Origin of the sequence: Pseudomonas sp. SWRI99, assembly GCF_014270125.1 — a bacterium.
Classification (GTDB): domain Bacteria; phylum Pseudomonadota; class Gammaproteobacteria; order Pseudomonadales; family Pseudomonadaceae; genus Aquipseudomonas; species Aquipseudomonas hamedanensis.
Window position 1 is genome coordinate 215471 of sequence record NZ_JABWQR010000003.1, and the last position, 20313, is coordinate 235783.

General features: G+C 60.2%; 20 protein-coding genes. 7 read left to right on the forward strand and 13 right to left on the reverse strand.

Translation table 11 applies throughout. The features are described 5' to 3' along the window. Positions 1–135 precede the first annotated feature (135 nt). From era to lptF, 6 genes are all read right to left on the reverse strand, one after another. On the reverse strand, positions 136–1038 hold the full coding sequence (gene era / locus HU743_RS03950) for a GTPase Era (RefSeq protein WP_016771562.1): 903 nt from the start codon (positions 1036–1038) through the stop codon (positions 136–138). Further along, positions 1031–1720 carry a ribonuclease III gene (gene rnc, locus HU743_RS03955; protein WP_024011703.1) on the reverse strand — a complete coding sequence of 230 codons (690 nt, stop codon included), beginning with the start codon at positions 1718–1720 and terminating at the stop codon, positions 1031–1033. The genes era and rnc overlap by 8 nt, the downstream gene beginning before the upstream one ends. Positions 1721–1889: 169 nt before the next feature. After that, entirely contained in the window at positions 1890–2744 is an 855-nt protein-coding gene (lepB, locus tag HU743_RS03960; RefSeq protein ID WP_186647033.1) for a signal peptidase I, read from the reverse strand. Between the two features lie 9 nt (positions 2745–2753). After that, complete coding sequence (gene lepA / locus HU743_RS03965) at positions 2754–4550, reverse strand: translation elongation factor 4 (RefSeq protein ID WP_186551278.1); 1797 nt, start codon at positions 4548–4550, stop codon at positions 2754–2756. A gap of 172 nt (positions 4551–4722) precedes the next feature. After that, the gene (gene lptG / locus HU743_RS03970; RefSeq protein ID WP_186647035.1) at positions 4723–5784 is read right to left on the reverse strand and encodes an LPS export ABC transporter permease LptG; all 1062 of its coding nucleotides are present in this window, start codon (positions 5782–5784) and stop codon (positions 4723–4725) included. Continuing rightward, positions 5777–6898 carry an LPS export ABC transporter permease LptF gene (gene lptF, locus HU743_RS03975; protein WP_186624014.1) on the reverse strand — a complete coding sequence of 374 codons (1122 nt, stop codon included), beginning with the start codon at positions 6896–6898 and terminating at the stop codon, positions 5777–5779. Before lptF ends, lptG begins: the two co-directional genes overlap by 8 nt. Before the next feature lie 307 nt (positions 6899–7205). Between lptF and HU743_RS03980 the strand changes: the two genes are divergently transcribed. From HU743_RS03980 to HU743_RS03995, 4 genes are all read left to right on the forward strand, one after another. Further along, the gene (locus HU743_RS03980) at positions 7206–8696 is read left to right on the forward strand and encodes a leucyl aminopeptidase (protein WP_186647037.1); all 1491 of its coding nucleotides are present in this window, start codon (positions 7206–7208) and stop codon (positions 8694–8696) included. Between the two features lie 56 nt (positions 8697–8752). Then, entirely contained in the window at positions 8753–9181 is a 429-nt protein-coding gene (locus HU743_RS03985) for a DNA polymerase III subunit chi (RefSeq protein ID WP_186551282.1), read from the forward strand. An 8-nt stretch (positions 9182–9189) separates the two neighbouring features. Continuing rightward, positions 9190–9570, forward strand: a complete 381-nt coding sequence (locus HU743_RS03990) for a DNA polymerase III subunit chi (protein ID WP_186647039.1) — start codon at positions 9190–9192, stop codon at positions 9568–9570. A gap of 124 nt (positions 9571–9694) precedes the next feature. Continuing rightward, positions 9695–12541, forward strand: coding sequence for a valine--tRNA ligase (locus HU743_RS03995; protein ID WP_186647041.1), 2847 nt, complete (start codon positions 9695–9697; stop codon positions 12539–12541). Positions 12542–12588: 47 nt separating this feature from the next. Here the strand turns inward: HU743_RS03995 and HU743_RS04000 are convergent, their stop codons facing one another. Next, complete coding sequence (locus HU743_RS04000; protein ID WP_186630872.1) at positions 12589–12777, reverse strand: hypothetical protein; 189 nt, start codon at positions 12775–12777, stop codon at positions 12589–12591. Here HU743_RS04000 and rlmF point away from each other — a divergent pair. Further along, positions 12776–13795: a 23S rRNA (adenine(1618)-N(6))-methyltransferase RlmF gene (gene rlmF / locus HU743_RS04005; protein ID WP_186551286.1), complete on the forward strand. Its 1020-nt coding sequence runs from the start codon at positions 12776–12778 to the stop codon at positions 13793–13795. The two genes, HU743_RS04000 and rlmF, sit on opposite strands and share 2 nt — an antisense overlap. 212 nt (positions 13796–14007) lie before the next feature. Here the strand turns inward: rlmF and HU743_RS04010 are convergent, their stop codons facing one another. Continuing rightward, entirely contained in the window at positions 14008–14289 is a 282-nt protein-coding gene (locus HU743_RS04010) for an HU family DNA-binding protein (protein WP_003221909.1), read from the reverse strand. Positions 14290–14684: 395 nt separating this feature from the next. Here HU743_RS04010 and yejK point away from each other — a divergent pair, with 395 nt between their 5' ends. Next, positions 14685–15689, forward strand: a complete 1005-nt coding sequence (gene yejK, locus HU743_RS04015) for a nucleoid-associated protein YejK (protein WP_186618774.1) — start codon at positions 14685–14687, stop codon at positions 15687–15689. After that, positions 15689–16039, forward strand: coding sequence for a glutaredoxin family protein (locus HU743_RS04020; protein WP_186647043.1), 351 nt, complete (start codon positions 15689–15691; stop codon positions 16037–16039). Before yejK ends, HU743_RS04020 begins: the two co-directional genes overlap by 1 nt. 139 nt (positions 16040–16178) lie before the next feature. Here the strand turns inward: HU743_RS04020 and HU743_RS04025 are convergent, their stop codons facing one another. The 5 genes from HU743_RS04025 to HU743_RS04045 form a co-directional block, all read right to left on the reverse strand. Beyond that, on the reverse strand, positions 16179–17114 hold the full coding sequence (locus HU743_RS04025; RefSeq protein WP_186647045.1) for a glutathione S-transferase family protein: 936 nt from the start codon (positions 17112–17114) through the stop codon (positions 16179–16181). A gap of 84 nt (positions 17115–17198) precedes the next feature. Then, entirely contained in the window at positions 17199–17501 is a 303-nt protein-coding gene (locus tag HU743_RS04030) for a GIY-YIG nuclease family protein (RefSeq protein ID WP_186551291.1), read from the reverse strand. 39 nt (positions 17502–17540) lie between these two features. Then, positions 17541–18011 (reverse strand): nuclear transport factor 2 family protein, encoded by a 471-nt coding sequence (locus tag HU743_RS04035; RefSeq protein WP_186647046.1) that lies wholly within the window; start codon positions 18009–18011, stop codon positions 17541–17543. A 206-nt stretch (positions 18012–18217) separates the two neighbouring features. After that, positions 18218–19522 carry a CynX/NimT family MFS transporter gene (locus HU743_RS04040; protein WP_186647048.1) on the reverse strand — a complete coding sequence of 435 codons (1305 nt, stop codon included), beginning with the start codon at positions 19520–19522 and terminating at the stop codon, positions 18218–18220. Then, positions 19512–20171 (reverse strand): FadR/GntR family transcriptional regulator, encoded by a 660-nt coding sequence (locus HU743_RS04045; protein WP_186618770.1) that lies wholly within the window; start codon positions 20169–20171, stop codon positions 19512–19514. The genes HU743_RS04040 and HU743_RS04045 overlap by 11 nt, the downstream gene beginning before the upstream one ends. Between the last annotated feature and the right edge of the window lie 142 nt (positions 20172–20313).

Below are 20313 nucleotides of genomic sequence, written 5' to 3' on the forward strand. Positions count from 1 at the left end.
GAAGCAGCCCCGGATCGGCGTCCAGGTTTGTTTGGCGCATCATGCTGCCTGACTTTACGACTGGTTCACGACTGCTTCGCAGCCGAGCGGGAGCAAGCTCCCTCGCCACAGAAGCCCGCTCGCAGAGTGATCAGATTACAGGTCGCCGTAACCCAGCGAACGCAGCGCGCGCTCGTCATCGGACCAGCCGCCCTTCACTTTGACCCACAGGTTGAGCATGATCTTGGAATCGAACAGCAGCTCCATGTCCTTGCGCGCTTCGGTGCCGATGCGCTTGATGCGCTCGCCCTTGTCGCCAATGATGATTTTTTTCTGGCCGTCACGCTCGACGAGAATCAAGGCATGGATGTGCAAGGTCTTGCCCTGCTGCTTGAATTCTTCGATCTCGACGGTGATCTGGTACGGCAGCTCGGCGCCCATCTGGCGCATGATTTTTTCGCGGACCAGTTCGGCGGCGAGGAAACGGCTGCTGCGGTCAGTGATCTGGTCTTCCGGGAAGAAATGATCGTTCTCCGGCAGATGGTCGGCGATGACCTTTTCCAGCGCCTCGAGGTTGTGCCCGTGCTGCGCGGAAATCGGAATGATCTGCGCGTTTGGCAGTTGTTCCTGCAACCAGCTCAGGTGCGGCATCAGCTCGGCTTTGTCTTCGATGCGGTCGGTCTTGTTCAGCGCGACGATCAGCGGGCCGGTGACGTACTGCACACGCTCGAGGACCATCTGGTCTTCGTCGGTCCACTTGGTGCGGTCAACGACAAAAATCACCACATCGACGTCTTTCAACGCCGCCGAAGCGGTTTTGTTCATGTAACGGTTGAGGGCCTTTTCGCCACCCTTGTGCATGCCGGGAGTGTCGACGTAGATCGCCTGCACGTCGCCCTCGGTCTTGATCCCCAGCATGTTGTGGCGGGTGGTCTGCGGCTTGCGCGAGGTGATTGCCAGCTTCTGACCGAGAATATGGTTCAGCAGCGTCGACTTGCCGACGTTGGGACGGCCGACGATGGCAACGTAGCCACAGCGAGTTGCATTTGTATCAGTCATTGCCATTCTCCACGCCCAGGGCAATCAGTGCTGCGGCGGCCGCTACCTGTTCGGCAATACGACGGCTCACACCCTGACCTCGGCTTTTTTCGTTCAATAGGACCACTTCGCACTCGACGAAGAAGGTTCGGCAGTGCGGCTCGCCCTGGATATCCACCACTTCGTAGCGCGGCAGCTCGCAGCCGCGCGATTGCAGGTGTTCCTGCAAGCGGGTCTTCGGATCCTTGTTGGTGTCGACCAGCGTCAGGCCTTCGAACTCGCCAGCCAGCCAGGCCAGTACGCGCTCGCGAGCGACGTCCATGCCGGCGTCGAGGTAGATTGCACCGATCAAGGCTTCAAGGGCATCGGCCAGAATCGATTCGCGACGAAAACCGCCGCTCTTCAGTTCGCCAGAACCGAGGCGCAAGTAATCGCCGAGGTCAAAACCGCGAGCCAGCACGGCCAGCGTCTCACCTTTCACCAGGCGTGCGCGCAAACGCGACAATTGGCCTTCGCGGGCCAGCGGGAAGCGATCGAACAGCGCCTCGCCAGCGACGAAGTTGAGGATGGCATCACCGAGGAATTCCAGGCGCTCGTTGTTGCGCCCGGCAAAACTGCGATGCGTGAGGGCCAGCAGCATCAGCTCCTGATCCTTGAAGGTGTAACCGAGCTGGCGCTCGAGACGGCTTAGAGAAACGCTCACGGTTTACCCACGCTGAGTTCGTGGCTGGATTCCACTGCCATCGCCGGGATACGGCGCAGGCCTGGGACAATTAACGCTGTGTTCAAAAATGAGATCCTGGCGATTGCGAAGCCGCTTGTGCCGGCTCCAGAAATGCATTCGGCGCTGTGGTCAACAGCGCCGTGTGTAATTACTTGATCAGGCCGACCCGCGAGAAATTCGGCAGGTGGCTGAGTTTCGGCTCCGGCCAGCTCATCCAGACCGCGAAGGCCTTGCCGACGATATTGCGGTCGGGAACCATGCCCAGCAGATCCTTGGGAATGTTCGGATCATCCCAGTAGCGACTGTCATTCGAATTGTCGCGGTTGTCGCCCATCATGAAGTAGTACCCGGCAGGCACTGTCCACGAGCGATCCGGCGTGGCGCGGTAGCGGCTCATTTCCTTGCGGATCAGGTGCTCGGCTGCGCCGAGTTTTTCCTTGTACAGTTCTGCACTGCCCAAGGTGCCCGGCTCGGCGCCGACCATTTTCTCGGCAATCGATTCGCCATTGACGAACAGACGCTTGTCGGCGGTGTAACGCACGGTGTCGCCCGGCAGGCCGACCACACGCTTGATGTAGTTGACGTTCGGGTCGCTCGGGTAGCGGAACACCATGACATCGCCGCGCTGCGGATCACCGACATCGATGATCTTCTTGTCGATCACCGGCAGGCGAATCCCGTAGGAAAACTTGTTCACCAGAATGAAGTCGCCAACGTCCAGGGTCGGCTTCATCGAGCCGGACGGAATCTGGAACGGTTCCACCAGGAACGAACGCAGGACCAGTACGATGAACAACACCGGAAAGAACGACTTGCCGTATTCAACCAGCAGCGGCTCTTTGTTCAGTTTCTCGACGACCACGGCTTCCGGCTGGCTGACACTGCCTTGATAGGAGGCAATGGCAGCACGCCGACGCGGCGCCAGGAACAGCAGATCGAGCAACGCCAACAGGCCGCAGACGAACACGGCGATGACCAGCAACAGCGGGAAATTTAGCGACATAGGACCTGATTATTCCAACCTGAGCACGGCGAGGAAGGCTTCCTGTGGAATTTCCACGTTGCCGACCTGTTTCATGCGTTTCTTACCGGCCTTCTGCTTCTCGAGCAGTTTCTTCTTACGACTGACGTCACCGCCGTAGCATTTGGCCAATACGTTCTTTCTGAGCGCCTTGACGGTTGTCCGGGCGACGATCTGACCACCGATGGCGGCCTGAATCGCCACGTCGAACATCTGACGAGGAATCAGTTCTTTCATCTTCTCGGTCAACTGGCGACCTTTGAAGTGCGAGTTGTCACGGTGCACGATCAACGCCAGGGCATCGACCTTGTCGCCGTTGATCAGCACGTCCAGTTTCACCAGATTAGCCGATTGGTAACGATCGAAATGGTAGTCCAGCGAAGCATAGCCGCGGCTGGTGGATTTGAGACGGTCGAAGAAGTCCAGAACCACTTCGTTCATCGGCAGGTCATAGGTCACCTGGACCTGATTGCCGAGGAACAGCATGTCGACCTGAACGCCGCGCTTCTCGATGCACAGGGTAATGACGTTGCCCAGGTGTTCTTGCGGCACAAGGATATTGGCGCGCACGATGGGCTCACGCATGTCCTCGATGGCCGAGACATCCGGTAGCTTCGACGGGTTGTCGACGTAAATCGTTTCACCGGTTTTCAGCACCAGCTCGAAAATTACTGTCGGCGCGGTGGTGATCAGGTCCAGGTCGTACTCGCGCTCGAGGCGCTCCTGGATGATTTCCATGTGCAGCATGCCGAGGAAGCCGCAACGGAAGCCGAAGCCCAGTGCGTCGGAGCTTTCCGGGGTGTACTGCAGCGACGAGTCGTTCAGGGTCAGCTTCTGCAGCGCTTCGCGGAAATCCTCGAAATCGTCGGAGCTGACCGGGAACAGGCCGGCGTAAACCTGTGGCTGAATGCGTTTGAAACCCGGCAGCACCGGAACGTCTGGCGTGGAGCTGAGGGTCAGGGTGTCACCGACCGGCGCACCGTGGATGTCCTTGATGCTGGCGATGATGAAGCCCACTTCGCCGGCCTTGAGATCGACGGTGGCGGTGTGTTTCGGGTTGAACACACCGACGCTGTCGACCAGATGGATCTTGCCGGTGGACTTGACCAGAATCTTGTCGCCCTTCTTCACCCGGCCGTGACGGACACGCACCAGGGACACAACGCCCAGGTAGTTGTCGAACCAGGAGTCGATGATCAACGCTTGCAGCGGATCTTCGATGTTGCCGGTCGGCGCAGGAATGGTGTGAACCAGACGCTCAAGCACTTCATCGACGCCCAGGCCGGTCTTGGCGCTGCAAGTGACGGCGTCGGTGGCATCGATGCCGATGATTTTCTCGATTTCGTCTTTTACGCGATCAGGATCGGCCTGCGGCAGGTCGATCTTGTTCAGCACCGGCATGACCTCAAGGCCCTGCTCGATGGCGGTGTAGCAGTTGGCCACGGACTGGGCTTCTACGCCCTGTCCCGCATCGACCACCAACAAGGCACCTTCGCACGCCGCCAGGGAACGGCTGACTTCGTAGGTGAAGTCGACGTGGCCGGGGGTGTCAATGAAGTTCAGCTGGTAGGTGATGCCGTCGCGGGCTTTGTAATAGAGGGTAACGCTGTGGGCCTTGATGGTGATCCCGCGTTCACGCTCAAGATCCATGGAATCCAGTACCTGGGCTTCCATTTCACGCTCGGCCAGGCCGCCGCACATCTGGATGAAACGGTCAGCCAGCGTCGACTTGCCATGGTCAATGTGGGCGATGATGGAGAAATTGCGGATATGACTCAAATCACTCACGGATCAACACTCAAAAAGGCTGCAGGCTTGGCCCGCCGAAAAATAGCCGGGAATTGTACCTGATACACGGCGCAAGCGTCACGTTCGCCTGTCACCCGGATGACATGCAAAAACGCCCCGATCGGTCGATCGAGGCGTTCTCAAAGTTACAGCACAGGCGAAAATGCGCCCATCAGCCGGCTCTGCGAAGCAGCCAGGCACCTGCCAGCGCACAGACCCCGGCCGGTACCAGCACCGCGAACAGCGGCGAGAAACCGAACACCAGACTCGATGGCCCGAGCAGATCCTGGACGATGCGGAAGGTAAAGCCCACCAGCACGCCGGTAAAGACACGCTGACCGAGGGTCACCGAACGCAGCGGGCCGAAGATGAAGGAGATCGCCATCAGCACCAGCGCGGCAGTCACCAGCGGCTGCAACACCTTGACCCAAAAAGCCAGCCAGTAACGCCCGTTGCTCAGGCCCTGTTCGGCCAGATAGTGGATGTAGCCCCACAGTCCGCTGATCGACAGCGATTCCGGCGCCATCACCACGGTGCTGAGCAATTGCGGACTCAACGCTACGTCCCAGCGCTCGGTCGGCGTGTTTACCACTTCGGTACTGCGATCTTTGAACAACGTGGTCGAAACTTCGCTGAGCTGCCAATGATCGCCGTCGAACTCCGCCTTCTTGGCAAAGCTGGAACTGAGCAGATGCCGCTCCTTGTCGAAGTGATAGCGCGTCACGCCATACAGCAGGCCGTTCGGCTGCACCGCGTTGATGTGGATGAATTCCTCACCCTGGCGGTGCCACATACCGTGTTTGGCACTCTGCGCGTCGCCGCTGCCCTGTGCCAGCGAGCGATTGGCCTGGGCCATGCTCTCGGTGGCCGGGGCGACGTACTCGCCAATCAGGACGCCGGCGAGCATCAGCACCAGCATGGGCTTCATGACAGCCCAGACGATCCGGCCGATGGACACGCCCGCGGCGCGCATGACGGTCAGTTCGCTGCTACTGGCCAAGCTGCCGAGGCCGATCAGGCAGCCGATCAGCGCCGCCATCGGCAACATCTCGTAGAGACGGCGTGGCGCGGTCAGCAGAACAAAGCCAAGCACATCGACCAAGGTGTAGGTATCGCTGACGTCACCCATTTCATCAATGAAAGCGAACAGGGTCGCCAGGCCGAGGATGATCGCCAGCACGGCGATGATCGCCATGAACACGCTGCTGCCGATGTAACGGTCGAGTTTAACCACGGGCCACCTCCAGCGCAGCGGCACGGCGACTGGCCATTTTCAGGCGCAGCGGCTCCCAATAGAGCAAGCCCAGACCGATCAACAGGAAAATCCCGTGCACCCACCACAGCCCCAGGGCCGGCGGGATCTTGCCTTTTTCGAGGGCGCCGCGCGCGGCAATCAGGATCGTCAGATAAGCCATATAAAGAAGAATCGCCGGCAGCAGCTTGAGGAAACGCCCCTGGCGCGGATTCACCCGTGCCAGCGGCACGGCCATCAGGGTCACGATAAACACCAGCAGCGGCAGGGACAGGCGCCATTGCAGTTCGGTTCTGGAACGAATGTCATCACTGCCCAGCAAACTCGAGGTCGGCATCGCGTCGCGGTCAGTCACCTCTTCGCTGACGTCCGGCTTGGGCAGCAGTACGCCGTAGGTTTCGTAATGGATGGCGCGGTAATCGGCCTGCCCCGGGCTGCCGTCATAGCGGTAGCCGTTATCGAGAATCAGGTAGCGATTGCCGTCGGGGCGGATTTCCTGACGGCCCGATTCGGCCACCAGCACGGAAATCCCACGGTCCTTCTGATCGGCGCCGAGGTTTTTCTGCGAGATGAACACGTTGCCCAGATTGACGCGATCGTCGCTCAGGGATTCGGTATAGGTCACACGCGTACCGTCACGCAGCGCCTGAAAGCGGCCCGGCTCAAGCGTATCGAACTCGGTCAGGGCATCCTGCTTGTTGAGCAACAGCTGGAACTGATTGGCCCCTTGCGGTGCAAGCCCCAGGCTCAGCCATGCCACCACCAGCGCAACCAGGGTCGCCGGAAACAGGGTGATGCGAAACAGCTTCTGCTGGCTCATGCCCGTGGCCGACAGCACGGTCATCTCGCTTTCCAGGTACAGGCGACCGTAGGCCAGCAGGATGCCGAGGAACAGCCCCAGTGGCAGGATCAGCTGCAGAAAACCCGGCAGGCGATAGCCCATGATCAGGAACAGCGAGCCCGGATCCAGCTGGCCGGCAGCGGCCTGGGCCAGGTATTTGATGAAACGACCGCTCATGATGATAACCAGCAGCACGGCACTCACGGCGCTGAGGGTCAACAAGACTTCGCGGGACAAATAGCGGAAGACGATCAAACCAGACACTCCAGGGTTGTCAGGCTAAGGCGGCCAAACAAGCAAACACATCGACCGGCCCGCAACGCAGAGCCGTCGAAAAAGATGCGGCATTATCCTGTGATTGGGTGCGCCTGTCACTGCGCGCACTCATCCATATCTGTAATCCGTTGCAGATCGTACAACCGAGGGTTGTCAGGCGCGGGGAGCGGGGTTCAAACTGCGGCCCTTGTCGCAGGCTTTGGCCTGCGCCTCTTCTCTTTACAAGCAGGCGACTGCGGCCACCGTCGAGCGCCTGCGTGTTGACCATTCATTCAGGGATCCGCACATGGAACTGGTTGTAAAAAGCGTTAGCCCGGAAACGTTGAAAACCGCCACCCTGGTGGTCGCCGTCGGCGAAGGCCGTAAACTCGGCGTCGCCGCCAGACTGGTCGACGAACTGAGCGGCGGTGCGATCAGCGCCGTACTCAAGCGTGGCGACCTGGCCGGCAAGGTCGGTCAGAGCCTGTTGCTGCACAGCCTGCCAAACTTCAAAGCCGAGCGCGTGTTGCTGGTCGGCGTGGGCAAGGACGAAGAACTGGGCGACCGTCCGTTCCGCAAAATCGTTGCCGGCACCCTCGGCACCCTCAAAGGCCTGGGCGGCAGCGACGCCGTGCTCGCGCTGGACGAAGTCATCGTCAAAGGTCGCGACAGCTACGGCAAAACCCGTCTGCTGGCCGAAACCCTGCTGGATGGCCAATACACCTTCGATCAGTTCAAAAGCCAGAAGGCCGAACCGCGCGCGCTGAAGAAAATCACCCTGCTGACCATCAAGGCTGCACAAGCCGAAGTGCAGCGGGCCGTGAACCATGCCACCGCGATCGCCAACGGCATGGCCTTCACACGCGACCTGGGCAACCTGCCGCCGAACATCTGCCACCCGACGTTCCTCGGCGAGCAGGCGAAAAACCTCGGTAAAGAGTTCAAGGACCTGAAAGTCGAAGTCCTCGACGAGAAGAAGATCAAAGCGCTGGGCATGGGCTCGTTCTACGCCGTCGGCCAGGGCAGCGCCCAGCCGCCGCGCCTGATCGTCATGCAATATAACGGCGGCAAGAAATCCGAGAAGCCTTACGCACTGGTCGGCAAGGGCATCACTTTTGACACCGGCGGCATCAGCCTGAAGCCGGGCGCCGGCATGGACGAAATGAAGTACGACATGGGCGGCGCTGCCAGCGTGTTCGGCACCCTGCGTGCGGTGCTGGAACTGAAGCTGCCGATCAACCTGGTGTGCATCCTCGCCTGCGCCGAAAACATGCCGAGCGGCAACGCTTCGCGCCCGGGTGACATCGTCACCACCATGAGCGGCCAGACCGTTGAAATTCTCAACACCGACGCCGAAGGCCGTCTGGTGCTGTGCGATGCACTGACTTATTCCGAGCGTTTCAAGCCGCAGGCCGTCATCGATATCGCCACCCTGACCGGCGCATGCGTGGTTGCCTTGGGCGCGCACACTTCGGGCCTGCTGGGCAACAACGACGAACTGATCGAGCAACTGCTCAGTGCCGGCAAGGCAGCTGACGACCGCGCCTGGCAACTGCCGCTGTTCGACGAATATCAAGAACAGTTGGACAGCCCGTTCGCCGACATCGCCAACATTGGCGGGCCGAAGGCCGGCACCATCACTGCGGCATGCTTCCTGTCGCGCTTCACCAAGAACCTCAACTGGGCGCACCTGGACATCGCCGGCACCGCCTGGACCAGCGGCGGCAAGGACAAGGGCGCCACAGGCCGTCCGGTGCCCCTGCTGACCCAGTATCTGCTGGATCGCGCCAAAGCCTGAACCCGCTGACGGGCGGCGTCACTTCAGATGACGCCGCTCGCTGCCCTGGAACCGCAATGACCAAAGTCGACTTCTACATTCTGCCCAGCGCCGACCCTTCGGCTCGCCTGGACTTCGCCTGCAAGCTCACCGAGAAAGCCTGGCGCATGGGCCATCGCATCTACCTGCATTGCAGCGATGCCACCCAGCGTGAGGCGCTTGATGCGCGGCTGTGGACGTTCAAGGGCGAAAGCTTCGTGCCCCACGGCCCGGCCGAGAGCGAACCGGACGGCTTGATTGTCCTGGGACTGGGCGATGACTGCGGTCAGCATCAGGATCTACTGGTCAATCTCGACCTGAAAGTCCCGGCTTTCGCCAACAGATTCGCCCGCGTGGCGGAAGTTGTCGTTGAAGATCCGACCATTCGGGCTGCCGCGCGGGAGAGTTTCCGTTTCTACCGCGAACAGGGCTATCCTCTGCAAGACCACCGTTTACAGCGACTCTGAGCATTCCAATGGACACTCCGAAACCGCAGCAAAAGTCCGCACATCTGCTGGACGATCTCGAATCGATCCGTCAGTTGCTCGGCGATGACAACCTGCAACCGCCGCTGTTGACCGATACGGTCGATGACAGCGAACAGGAACAGATTCCAATGCTGTTCGACCCGGTCGGGGCCGAGCCTCCCGCCGTCGAACCCGCACAGGCGCCCGCACCGACAGCCGCGCCCGCCGACAAAGGCCCGGACGCCCTTCTCCATCTGGACAGCGAACTGCGCGCCGCCGCGCAACTGATCATGCAAGACGTGATCGACGACTTCGCCCCGCACATCGAAACCGAAATCAAACGCCGCCTCGAAGCGCGGATGGAACGGCTACTGAGCCAGTACGAATAGTCCCGGGATCCGTGGCGAGGGAGCTTTTGGATCTGCGCCCAGCCTCCCCCGCTCGCCCTCGGCCCCATGCCCCGCTATACTTCCCGGCTTTTCCTGAATAAATGCCAATAGGGTCCCGCCGCGCATGGATAAGACCTACCAGCCGCACGCCATTGAAACTTCCTGGTACAAGACCTGGGAGTCCGAGAACTACTTCGCACCGCAAGGCGCGGGCGATTCCTACACGATCATGATCCCGCCGCCGAACGTCACCGGCAGCCTGCACATGGGCCACGGTTTCAACAACGCGATCATGGACGCCCTGATCCGTTTCCGCCGCATGCAGGGGCGCAACACCCTGTGGCAGCCGGGCACCGACCACGCCGGTATCGCCACGCAGATGCTGGTGGAGCGTCAACTCGAAGCCCAAGGCCAGAATCGTCACGACCTCGGTCGCGAGAAATTTCTTGAGAAAGTCTGGGAGTGGAAGGATCAGTCCGGCGGCAACATCAGCCGTCAGATTCGCCGTCTCGGCTCGTCCGTGGACTGGAGCCGCGAGCGCTTCACCATGGACGACGGCCTCTCGGAAGCGGTCAAGGAAGCATTCGTGCGTCTGCACGAAGACGGCCTGATTTATCGCGGCAAGCGCCTGGTCAACTGGGACACCAAGCTGCACACGGCGATTTCCGACCTCGAAGTGGAAAACCACGACGAGAAAGGTTTCCTGTGGAACCTCAAGTACCCGCTGGCCGACGGCGCAAAAACCGCTGAAGGCAATGACTTCCTGATCGTCGCGACCACCCGTCCGGAAACCATGCTCGGCGATTCCGCCGTCGCGGTTAACCCGAACGACGAGCGCTACAAAGCCCTGATCGGCAAATTCGTCGAGCTGCCGCTGGTTGGCCGCCGCATTCCGATCATCGCCGACGATTACTGCGATCCTGAATTCGGCACCGGTTGCGTGAAAATCACCCCGGCCCACGACTTCAACGACTACGAAGTCGGCAAGCGTCACAATCTGCCGCTGCTGAACATCTTCGACAAGAACGCCAACGTGCTGCCTGCTGCACAAGTGTTCAACCTCGACGGTACGCTGAACGACAGCATCGACGGCAAGATCCCGGCCGAATACGCCGGTCTTGAGCGTTTCGAAGCGCGTAAACGGATCGTCGCTGCGTTCGACGCCGCCGGCCTGCTGGTCAGCGTCGACGATCACAACCTGAAAGTGCCGAAAGGCGATCGCTCCGGCACCGTGATCGAGCCGTGGCTGACCGACCAGTGGTACGTGTCGACCAAGCCGTTGGCCGAGCCTGCGATTGCTGCCGTTGAAGACGGCCGTATCCAGTTCGTGCCCAAGCAATACGAAAACATGTACTTCTCGTGGATGCGCGACATTCAGGACTGGTGCATCAGCCGTCAGCTGTGGTGGGGCCACCGGATTCCGGCCTGGTACGACGAGTCGGGCAAGGTCTATGTCGGTCGTGACGAAGCCGAAGTGCGTGCAAAGCACAACCTCGGCCCGGACGTGGCGCTGCAACAGGACAACGACGTCCTCGACACCTGGTTCAGTTCCGGCCTGTGGACATTCTCCACCCTGGGCTGGCCCGAGCAGACCGAATTCCTGAAGAAATTCCACTCCACCGACGTGCTGGTCACCGGTTTCGACATCATTTTCTTCTGGGTTGCCCGGATGATCATGCTGACCATGCACCTGGTGAAGAACGAAGACGGCACGCCGCAGGTACCGTTCAAAACGGTTTATGTGCACGGTCTGGTGCGTGATGGCCAAGGCCAGAAGATGTCCAAGTCCAAGGGCAACGTCCTTGACCCGCTGGACATCATCGACGGCATCGAACTGGAAGCGCTGGTACAGAAACGCACTTCCGGCATGATGCAGCCAAAACTGGCGAAAAAGATCGAGAAGCAGACCCGCGACGAGTTCGCCGACGGCATCGCCAGCTACGGTACCGACGCCCTGCGCTTCACCTTCTGCTCGCTGGCCTCGACCGGACGTGACATCAAGTTCGACATGGGCCGCGTCGAAGGTTATCGCAACTTCTGCAACAAGATCTGGAACGCCGCGCGTTACGTTCTGGACAAGGGCGAAGACTGCGGCCAGAACGGCGAAGCCTACGAGCTGTCGCTGGCCGATCGCTGGATTATCTCGCAACTGCAGCGCACCGAAGCCGAAGTGACCCGTCAACTCGACCAGTTCCGTTTCGACCTCGCCGCACAAGCGCTGTACGAGTTCATCTGGAACCAGTACTGCGACTGGTACCTCGAACTGTCCAAGCCTGTGTTGTGGGACGAGAACGCACCGGTTGAGCGTCAGCGTGGCACTCGCCGTACGCTGGTGCGCGTACTGGAAGTGGCGCTGCGTCTGGCGCACCCGTTCATGCCATTCATCACTGAAGAAATCTGGCAGCGCATTGCGCCGCTGGCCGGAATTCAGGGCAAGACGATCATGCTGCAGCCTTGGCCAGTGGCCAATGAAGAGCGCATCGATCCGGCGGCGGAAAACGACATCGAATGGCTCAAGGAACTGATGCTCGGCACGCGCAACATCCGTGGCGAAATGAACATCGGCCCGGGCAAACCACTGCCGATCTACCTGAAGAATGTCAGCGCCGAAGACCAGCGCCGCCTGAGCGAGAACGAAGCGCTGCTGAAAAAGCTGGCGCGTCTGGAATCGATCACCGTGCTGGCGGCAGGCGAAGAAGCACCGCTGTCGGCCACCGCCCTGGTCGGCGAGATGGAAGTGCTGGTGCCGATGGCCGGTCTGATCGACAAGGGCGCAGAACTTGCGCGTCTGGACAAGGAAATCCTGCGTTTGCAGGGCGAAGTTCAGCGCGTGGGCGGCAAGCTGTCCAACGCCGGATTCGTCGACAAGGCTCCGGCCGAAGTCATCGACAAGGAACGCGCCAAACTGGCCGAGGCTGAACAGGCCCTGGGCAAGCTGGCCGAGCAGCATGCGCGGATTGCCAGTCTGTAACGGCGGATCGCAATGAAAAAAGGGAGGCCCAAGTGGCCTCCCTTTTTTTATTTCTGCAACACCTCAAATCCCTTGTAGGAGTGAGCCTGCTCGCGATCGCGGTCTATCCATTGCCATATCTTCGCCTGACACACCGCTATCGCGAGCAGGCTCACTCCTACAGTTTGAACGGTGTTGCCTTTAGATGTGGGACAATACCCGCCACTTTCAGCCATACCCGAATCGACCACGCCCATGAACGCCCCCCGCACCCCAAAACCTGCGCGCAAGAAGCCTGACGCCGCGACCCCGAGCAAAGCCGTCGAGCCGCGCGAGAAGGCCAGCCTGCACCCGCGCAATCGCCATCAGGGTCGTTACGACTTCCCGGCGCTGATCAAGACCACGCCAGAACTGGCGAAGTACGTGATCACTAACCCGTACGGCAAGGAAAGCATCGACTTCGCCAGCCCCGACGCGGTGCGCGTGTTCAACCGGGCGCTACTGAAGGCGTTCTATGGCATCCAGCATTGGGACATCCCGGCAGATTACCTCTGCCCCCCGGTTCCGGGCCGTGCCGATTACGTGCACTTTCTTGCGGACCTGCTGGCGAGCATGAACGACGGCAAGGTCCCGCGCGGGGCGATCGTCAACGTGCTGGACATCGGCATGGGCGCCAACTGCGTATATCCGCTGATCGGCAACAGCGAATACCGCTGGCACTTCCTCGGCTCGGAAATCGATCCGACGGCTGTGGCGGCCGCCAGAGCCATTGTCCAGTCCAACGATTTGAGCAAGGTCATCCAGCTGCGTCAGCAGGAGAATCGCAAGCACATCCTGATCGGCCTTTTGGAGCCGGGCGAGCGCTTTGACCTGACCATGTGCAACCCGCCGTTTCACGCCTCAATGGACGAAGCGACCAAGGGCAGCGAGCGCAAATGGCGCGCATTGGGCAAGGCCGACCCGAAACGCAAACTGCCGGTGCTGAACTTCGGCGGACAGTCAGCGGAGCTGTGGTGTGAAGGTGGCGAAGCGCGCTTCGTGACGCAACTGATCGCCGAGAGCGCCAACTTTCAGCACAAGGTGTTGTGGTTCAGCACGCTGGTGTCGAAGGCTTCAAACCTGCCGGCTATCGAAACCGCGCTGAAGAAGGCTGGGGTGCTGGAAAGCCAGGTCGTGGAGATGTCTCAGGGCCAGAAGCAAAGCCGCTTCGTGGCCTGGACGTTCCAGACCAAATCCGAGCAGCAGATCTGGCGGCGTGAGCGCTGGGTGCGCTAAACAAAGCTATTTCTGAAGGAATGCGAGACTCAAAGTGGGAGCGGGCTTGCTCGCGAATACGGTGTGTCAGTCAATAAACATGTCGACTGACACTCCGCTTTCGCGAGCAAGCCCGCTCCCACTTTGGCCCAGCGAGTCAGTCGCCAAATCACAGACACAAAAAAACCGTGCCCCGGATCACTCCGAAGCACGGTTTTTTTTATCGCTGCGTCTTACTTGTTCACAGCGTCGGTCAGGCCTTTGGCCACAACCAGCTTGATCACTTTCTTGGCAGGGATTTCGATGGCAGCGCCAGTCGAAGGGTTACGGCCGGTGCGGGCAGGACGCTCGGTCACTTTCAGCTTGCCGATACCTGGCAAGGTGATTTCGCCGCCATTTTCCAGCTGATCGGCAACGATTTGGCCCAGTTGGTCCAGAGCGTTACGCGCGGTGGTTTTCGGCGCGTCGATAGCTTCAGCGATGTCGGCGATCAGTTGGTCTTTAGTAAGAGCCATGTAGTGTTCCTTCCCTATCAAATTCATATGGATTGCAGAGTGCAGTGTCAGCCATCGAGCCCGATCTTCTGGATCTGGCACCCTCGGCGATAACCACGACGAGTCGGGTTATAGATGCCGAAATCAGGGTTTGGTTCGACCTGACAAATGCTGAATGCACGCTTAACGCAGTGACTTCGCGTAAGACCGGGCAAAACTAGCACAACGCCTGTTAAATATCCGCCTCTAGCTACCCATTTGGTCAGCTTTATTGCGCTAAATCGGTAAAAAACTGCATAAGGCCGGGCCCGCGCCCCGGTTTCGCCCTGCAACCCACGCCAAAACCAGTGGTTGCGGTACACTGAGCGCTTTTTCGGGGGAGCCCGCCCTCCTCCCTTCCAACAGCCGAGAAGCCCATGCCGATCCGTCATTGCATCGTCCACCTGATCGACAAAAAACCCGACGGCACGCCCGCAGTTCTGCACGCACGTGACACTGAGCTGGCCGAGTCCGCAGCCATCGAAAACATGCTCGCCGACCTCAACGAGAGCTATAACGCCAAACAGGGCAAAGCCTGGGGCCTGTTTCATCCGGAATCCGGCGCGTTCCCGTTCAGCGGCTGGCTGAAGGAATACATGGAAGGCGGTCGCGACTTCACCGCCTTCAGCAAAGTCGCGGTCGAGCATCTGCAAAAGCTGATGGAAGAATCGAACCTGTCGGTCGGCGGCCACGTGCTGTTCGCCCACTACCAGCAAGGCATGACCGATTACCTGGCGATCGCGCTGCTGCACCATAGCGAAGGCGTGGCGGTGACTGAGGAGCTGGACGTGACGCCATCGCGCCATCTCGACCTTGGCCAATTGCATCTGGCGGCGCGGATCAACGTTTCCGAGTGGCAGAACAACAAGCAGTCCAAGCAGTACATTTCGTTCATCAAAGGCAAGAACGGTAAAAAGGTCTCGGAATACTTCCGCGACTTCATCGGCTGCCAGGAAGGCGTTGACGGCCCCGGCGAGACCCGCACCTTGCTCAAGGCCTTCAGCGACTTTGTCGAAAGCGAAGACCTGCCGGAAGAATCTGCCCGCGAGAAAACCAAGACCCTGGTCGATTACGCCAGCAGCCAGGCCAAGCTCGGCGAACCGATGGGCCTTGAAGAACTGTCGGAGCTGATTGACGAAGAGCGGCCGAAGGCGTTCTACGATCACATCCGCAACAAGGATTACGGCTTGTCGCCAGAGATTCCGGCAGACAAACGCACCCTCAATCAATTCCGCCGCTTCACCGGCCGCGCCGAGGGCCTGTCGATCAGCTTTGAAGCGCACCTGCTGGGTTCGAAGATCGAGTACGACGAAGAAAACGGCACGCTGATCATCAAGGGCCTGCCGACATCGCTGACCGATCAGTTGAAGCGGCGCAACTGATGCTCGGCAAGGTGCTGAAGAAGGTTGCCCTGATTCTGCTGGTGGTCGTGGTTTACCAGAACTGGGGCAAAATCGAGCGGGTGTTCAATCCCTCGCAAATGGTCTCGGAACAAACGCGGGCGCAGGCCAGTGTCGTGCTCTACGCCACCGACTGGTGTGGCTACTGCAAGCAGACCAAACGCTTTCTCGACAGCAAGGGCATACCGTTCAAGGAGTTCGATATCGAGAAAGATGCCGAGGCGCGCAAGGCGTACGAGGCATTGGGCGGGCGCGGGATTCCGCTGATTGATGTAAACGGCACGTTGATTCGCGGGTTTGACCCGGAAGAAATCCTCGCGGCCCTGAAATAACGCATAGCCTGTGGCGAGGGAGCTTGCTCCCGCTCGGCTGCGCAGCAGTCGTAAAACCTGCAAACGTGCTCTCGCCTGAAAAGCGAGGGCCGCTTCGCCGCCCAGCGGGAGCAAGCTCCCTCGCCACAACAGCTGTCAATCACTTGGCTTCGATACGGAAACCAAAGCGCGGGAAGTGCACATGCACCACGCCACCCCGCTCGTCTTCACGGCGAACAATCAACTCCTCGCGCCCGGCAAACAAAAGCTCACCTACCACCGGATCGACGCCGTAATCGATAGCAGCGATCGCCACTTGCTGCCCTGCCTCAAAACCATTCGGATCAACGAACCGCTCCTCCGGCAATGCCGTCGGCGTCGCATTACGCGCCACCGTCAGCGCTTCCTCGGAAGACATCTCGCTCGCCGCACCATGGCCGAACCCCAGCACCCGACCCAACCATGCCGCAACCGCAGGATATTCATCCACCAACGGTGCCGTCACGTGGGTCGCCTTGAGGAACCACAGCGGATGCGCCAGGGCGAAGTCGGCAATCGACGGTTCGCTAAAGAGGAAGTCGCCCTGCTCGCGCTGCAACTGCTGCTCCAGCCGCGCCATGATCGTCGGCCACTGATGCCTGGCTTGCTCGGCAGACAGTCGCGTGGCGCTGCCACCGCTGAACAACCCGGCGCGGTCAGCCAGAAAGGCCTTGATCGCTTCCGGCGGCAACTTGCCGAAGCGCACCGCCACCGATTCTGGCTGGAACACCAGACTCACCGCATGTTGAAACACCACCGAGTCCGCCCACATCGCAAAGCTTGCGGTGGTCATTTCCTGACCTTCGGGAAAGAACGCCGGCAGGGCTTTTTCCTGTTCCAGGCGTCGGGCGATCAGTGCCGTGTCGCAATAAATATCCGCGCCGATCTGCAGCACCGGGGTCTTGCGGTAGCCGCCGGTCAGAGCGGTGAGGTCCGGTTTCGGCATTACTGGCGAGATATGCACCGAGCGCCATGACAGTCCCTTGAAACCCAGCAGCAGGCGGGCCTTTTCGGCGAATGGAGAGGTCGGGTAATGGTGCAGAATCAACTCGGACATGCTCGGCTCCGCCGCTGGAAAAATGAATCCGCAGCTTAGCGTGCATTGCCAGACAGGCCTACAGATCTGCCTGATGGGAACCCATCAGTCAGATTGATAAGACGCGACGAGACATTCCTTGGCGCTTTTGCGTAGCTTTTTGATCAGCCGTTCCTGACGCAGCGCATCGCTTTTGTCCAGGCAGCGCTCGGTGTAGACGAGGGCCATGGCCGGGCTGGAGAGAAAGAAACGCGCACCTTTGCCGCTCTGATGCTTGGCAAAACGCCGCACCGGATCGTCGCTGATCCCGCAGTACAACGAGCCATTCGCTGCACGCACGAGGTAGACGAACCAGGATTTGCTCACCGGTTCGGCAATATCGACAGATTTTTCGCTAAGGCTGGTCACTTCGAAATCAAGACATGCAGAAGACAGGCCGCGATCTTATCAGCGACCAGCCTGAAATGCCTTCAGTCCCTTACGCGCCTGAGCCCGCACGGCATTGCGCACCAGCGGCGTCCAGCCCAGCAGCAGACCTTTGAAGCCCAGCGCCTGACGCGACCAGCGCCACAGGTCGAAATGATCGTGGTGTTCGCAGATCTTGCCGTCGCGAAACACGAAGCGTGCCTGGATATCGTTGACCACGACGTTGCCGGTCTGGCTGAACAAGTAGGTCGCCACCCAATGCGCGCCGCCCGTGCGTTCGTCGGCGCGGACGTTGTCGAAGGTCAGTGAGAAATCCTTGGCGCGAGTGGTGAGCATGCGCCACATGTCACCGGCATCGCGGCCGCGCAGTTCGCCGAACGCCGGATCGCTGAAGACCACGTCGTCCGTATAGCAGGCCGCAATGGCTTCGGCGTCGAGGCGCTGGAAGGCTTGGTAGAAACGCGTGATCAGGGCGCTGTGGGCTTCGCTCAAGGCAATCTCCAAAGAAAAGAGGTACAGATTGCCAGCACCATAATCTGCGGAGCGGAGAAACACTATCGGCATTCGCGTACCGAATACCCGTATCCACACCCTCCTGTAGGAGTGAGCCTGCTCGCGATACCTTTCTTCCAGTCAACATTAGTGCTGACTGAACTACCGCGATCGCGAGCAGGCTCACTCCTACAATTTGAACCGCGTCAGATCTTTTCGCTTGTGACCTGCACATACAGCGCACGCCCGGCACCCAGCCCAGCAAGGATCGCACCCGCGCCAATAATGCCGAAAATCCAGCCCACGGCATTCCAGCCGCCGGTCCAGTCATGCACCACACCGACCGCAAACGGCCCCATCGACGCCAGCGTGTAGCCAAAGCCCTGAGACATGCTCGACAGGTTCGCCGCTACGTGGGAATCGCGCGAGCGCAGCACGATCAGGGTCAACGCCAGACTGAACGTGCCGCCCTGCCCCAGCCCCAGCAGAATCGCCCAGCCCCACAACCCTTCGATCGGCGCGTACAGGCAACCGAACAGACCGCCCAGGGTCAGCGCCATGACCACGACGATCGCCAGGCGTTGATCCTTGCCACGCGTCGCCAACCACGGCGCGGCCAGGGAACTGGCGAGCTGGATGATCACCGAACCGGACAGCACCAGCCCGGCCTGGGTCGGTGTCAGCCCGCGCCCGATGAGGATCGACGGCAACCAGCCAAATACGATGTACGCCAGTGACGATTGCAGCCCCATATACAACGTTACTTGCCAGGCCAGCGGATCTCGCAGCAGTCCGCGCACGCGATAAGCCACGTTGTGCGCGCCGTGCTTCGGCCCGACCTGCGGCAGCCAGAACACCGCAGCCACCAATGCAGGAATCACCCAGAAACCCAGGCCCATCGCCCAGCTGTTATCGAAGTGCTCGCTCAATGGCACGGTCGAACCCGCCGCCATCGCCGCGCCCAGGCACAGCGCCATGGTATAGACGCCGGTCATGGTGCCGGCATGTCTGGCGAAATCGCGTTTGACGATGCCCGGCAGCAGCACGCCGACGATGCCGATGCTGGCGCCGCCCAGCACGCTGCCGGCGAACAGGCCGATCTCGCCGAAGTTGCTGCGCAGGATGATGCCGCCGGCCAGGGTCAGCAGAATCCCCAGGACCACCCGTTCAGCGCCAAAGCGCCGTGCCAGAATCGGTGCCAACGGTGCGAACAAGCCCAGGCACAGCACCGGCAGCGTGGTCAGCAGTCCCGCCTGCGCCGCAGACAGTCCGAGACTTCTGGAGACCTCGCTGAGCAATGGCGCCATGCTCGACAATGCCGGGCGCAGGTTCAACGCCACCAGAATCAGTCCGAGCAGCAACAGCCACGGGCGTTTTACCAGCGGCTGGCTTTGCTGCACTTGCTCGTCATCGGCCTCGGCATCGATCAACAGCTCTTCCAGCTCGGTGGTGCGCTTCGATGCTGTGGATAACTCAGTGCGGGACATGGTTTTCTCGGTTTCAAGGTTCATTGATCAACTGCCTCGACAAGGCTTTGGCCCGTTCCGGGTCGCGTTGCTCGACTGCATCGAGCAAGTCGATATGCAGGTCGAACACTTCCTGACGGCGCGGGGAGATATTCAGGGTCTGGCGCAATTGCGCGCCGACGATGCTGGAAAAATAGCGATACAACTCGCTGAGGGTCGGGTTGTGTGCGGCATCGACCAGACGACGGTGGAACACCAGATCGCAGGCGATATAGGTGTCGAGATCGCCATGATAGTGACTGCCGCTGGTGCCGAGCGCTTCACGCAGGGCGGCAAGGTCCTCATCGGTGCGGCGCAGCGCCGCCAGGCCGATGGCTTCCACTTCAAGAATGTGCCGGGTCTCCCGGGCCTGTTCCAGCGAACAGCGGGACAGCGCCTTGAGCGTGTCCAAGGGGTCGACCACCGCGCGCAGATAACTGCCGTCGCCCTGACGGATTTCGATCAAGCCCGAAAACGCCAGAACGCGCATGGCCTCGCGCACAGTGTTGCGGCTGATGCCCAACTCGGCGCACAGCTCAGGCTCGGTCGGCAAACGTTCGCCCACCTGCCAGGCGCCGCTATTGATGCGCTGGCGCAATTGATCCAGGGCCTGATCGACCAGGGATCGTTTAACCAGAGGAGAAATTTCAGACATGAGCCTCGCCTTTTCATCCAATCATAGGATGAATTTTCTGACATGTTAGTCAGACCCATGTAGGACGGCAACCACCTAGGGTCAATCGGAGACACATGAAGCGGCATTTTCGATTGGTCAAAATTACCCTTTAAGGGTAATT

Excerpts from the sequence above, each read along its gene's own strand:
- HU743_RS04020 (WP_186647043.1), top strand. The coding sequence starts at position 15,689 with ATGCTCGGCAAGGTGCTGAAGAAGGTTGCCCTGATTCTGCTGGTGGTC.
- HU743_RS03980 (WP_186647037.1), top strand. The coding sequence starts at position 7,206 with ATGGAACTGGTTGTAAAAAGCGTTAGCCCGGAAACGTTGAAAACCGCC.
- HU743_RS03985 (WP_186551282.1), top strand. The coding sequence starts at position 8,753 with ATGACCAAAGTCGACTTCTACATTCTGCCCAGCGCCGACCCTTCGGCT.
- HU743_RS04045 (WP_186618770.1), bottom strand. The coding sequence starts at position 20,171 with ATGTCTGAAATTTCTCCTCTGGTTAAACGATCCCTGGTCGATCAGGCC.
- yejK (WP_186618774.1), top strand. The coding sequence starts at position 14,685 with ATGCCGATCCGTCATTGCATCGTCCACCTGATCGACAAAAAACCCGAC.
- era (WP_016771562.1), bottom strand. The coding sequence starts at position 1,038 with ATGACTGATACAAATGCAACTCGCTGTGGCTACGTTGCCATCGTCGGC.
- HU743_RS04025 (WP_186647045.1), bottom strand. The coding sequence starts at position 17,114 with ATGTCCGAGTTGATTCTGCACCATTACCCGACCTCTCCATTCGCCGAA.
- HU743_RS03995 (WP_186647041.1), top strand. The coding sequence starts at position 9,695 with ATGGATAAGACCTACCAGCCGCACGCCATTGAAACTTCCTGGTACAAG.
- lepB (WP_186647033.1), bottom strand. The coding sequence starts at position 2,744 with ATGTCGCTAAATTTCCCGCTGTTGCTGGTCATCGCCGTGTTCGTCTGC.
- HU743_RS04010 (WP_003221909.1), bottom strand. The coding sequence starts at position 14,289 with ATGGCTCTTACTAAAGACCAACTGATCGCCGACATCGCTGAAGCTATC.
- rlmF (WP_186551286.1), top strand. The coding sequence starts at position 12,776 with ATGAACGCCCCCCGCACCCCAAAACCTGCGCGCAAGAAGCCTGACGCC.
- HU743_RS04040 (WP_186647048.1), bottom strand. The coding sequence starts at position 19,522 with ATGAACCTTGAAACCGAGAAAACCATGTCCCGCACTGAGTTATCCACA.
- HU743_RS03990 (WP_186647039.1), top strand. The coding sequence starts at position 9,190 with ATGGACACTCCGAAACCGCAGCAAAAGTCCGCACATCTGCTGGACGAT.
- HU743_RS04000 (WP_186630872.1), bottom strand. The coding sequence starts at position 12,777 with ATGGGCGTGGTCGATTCGGGTATGGCTGAAAGTGGCGGGTATTGTCCC.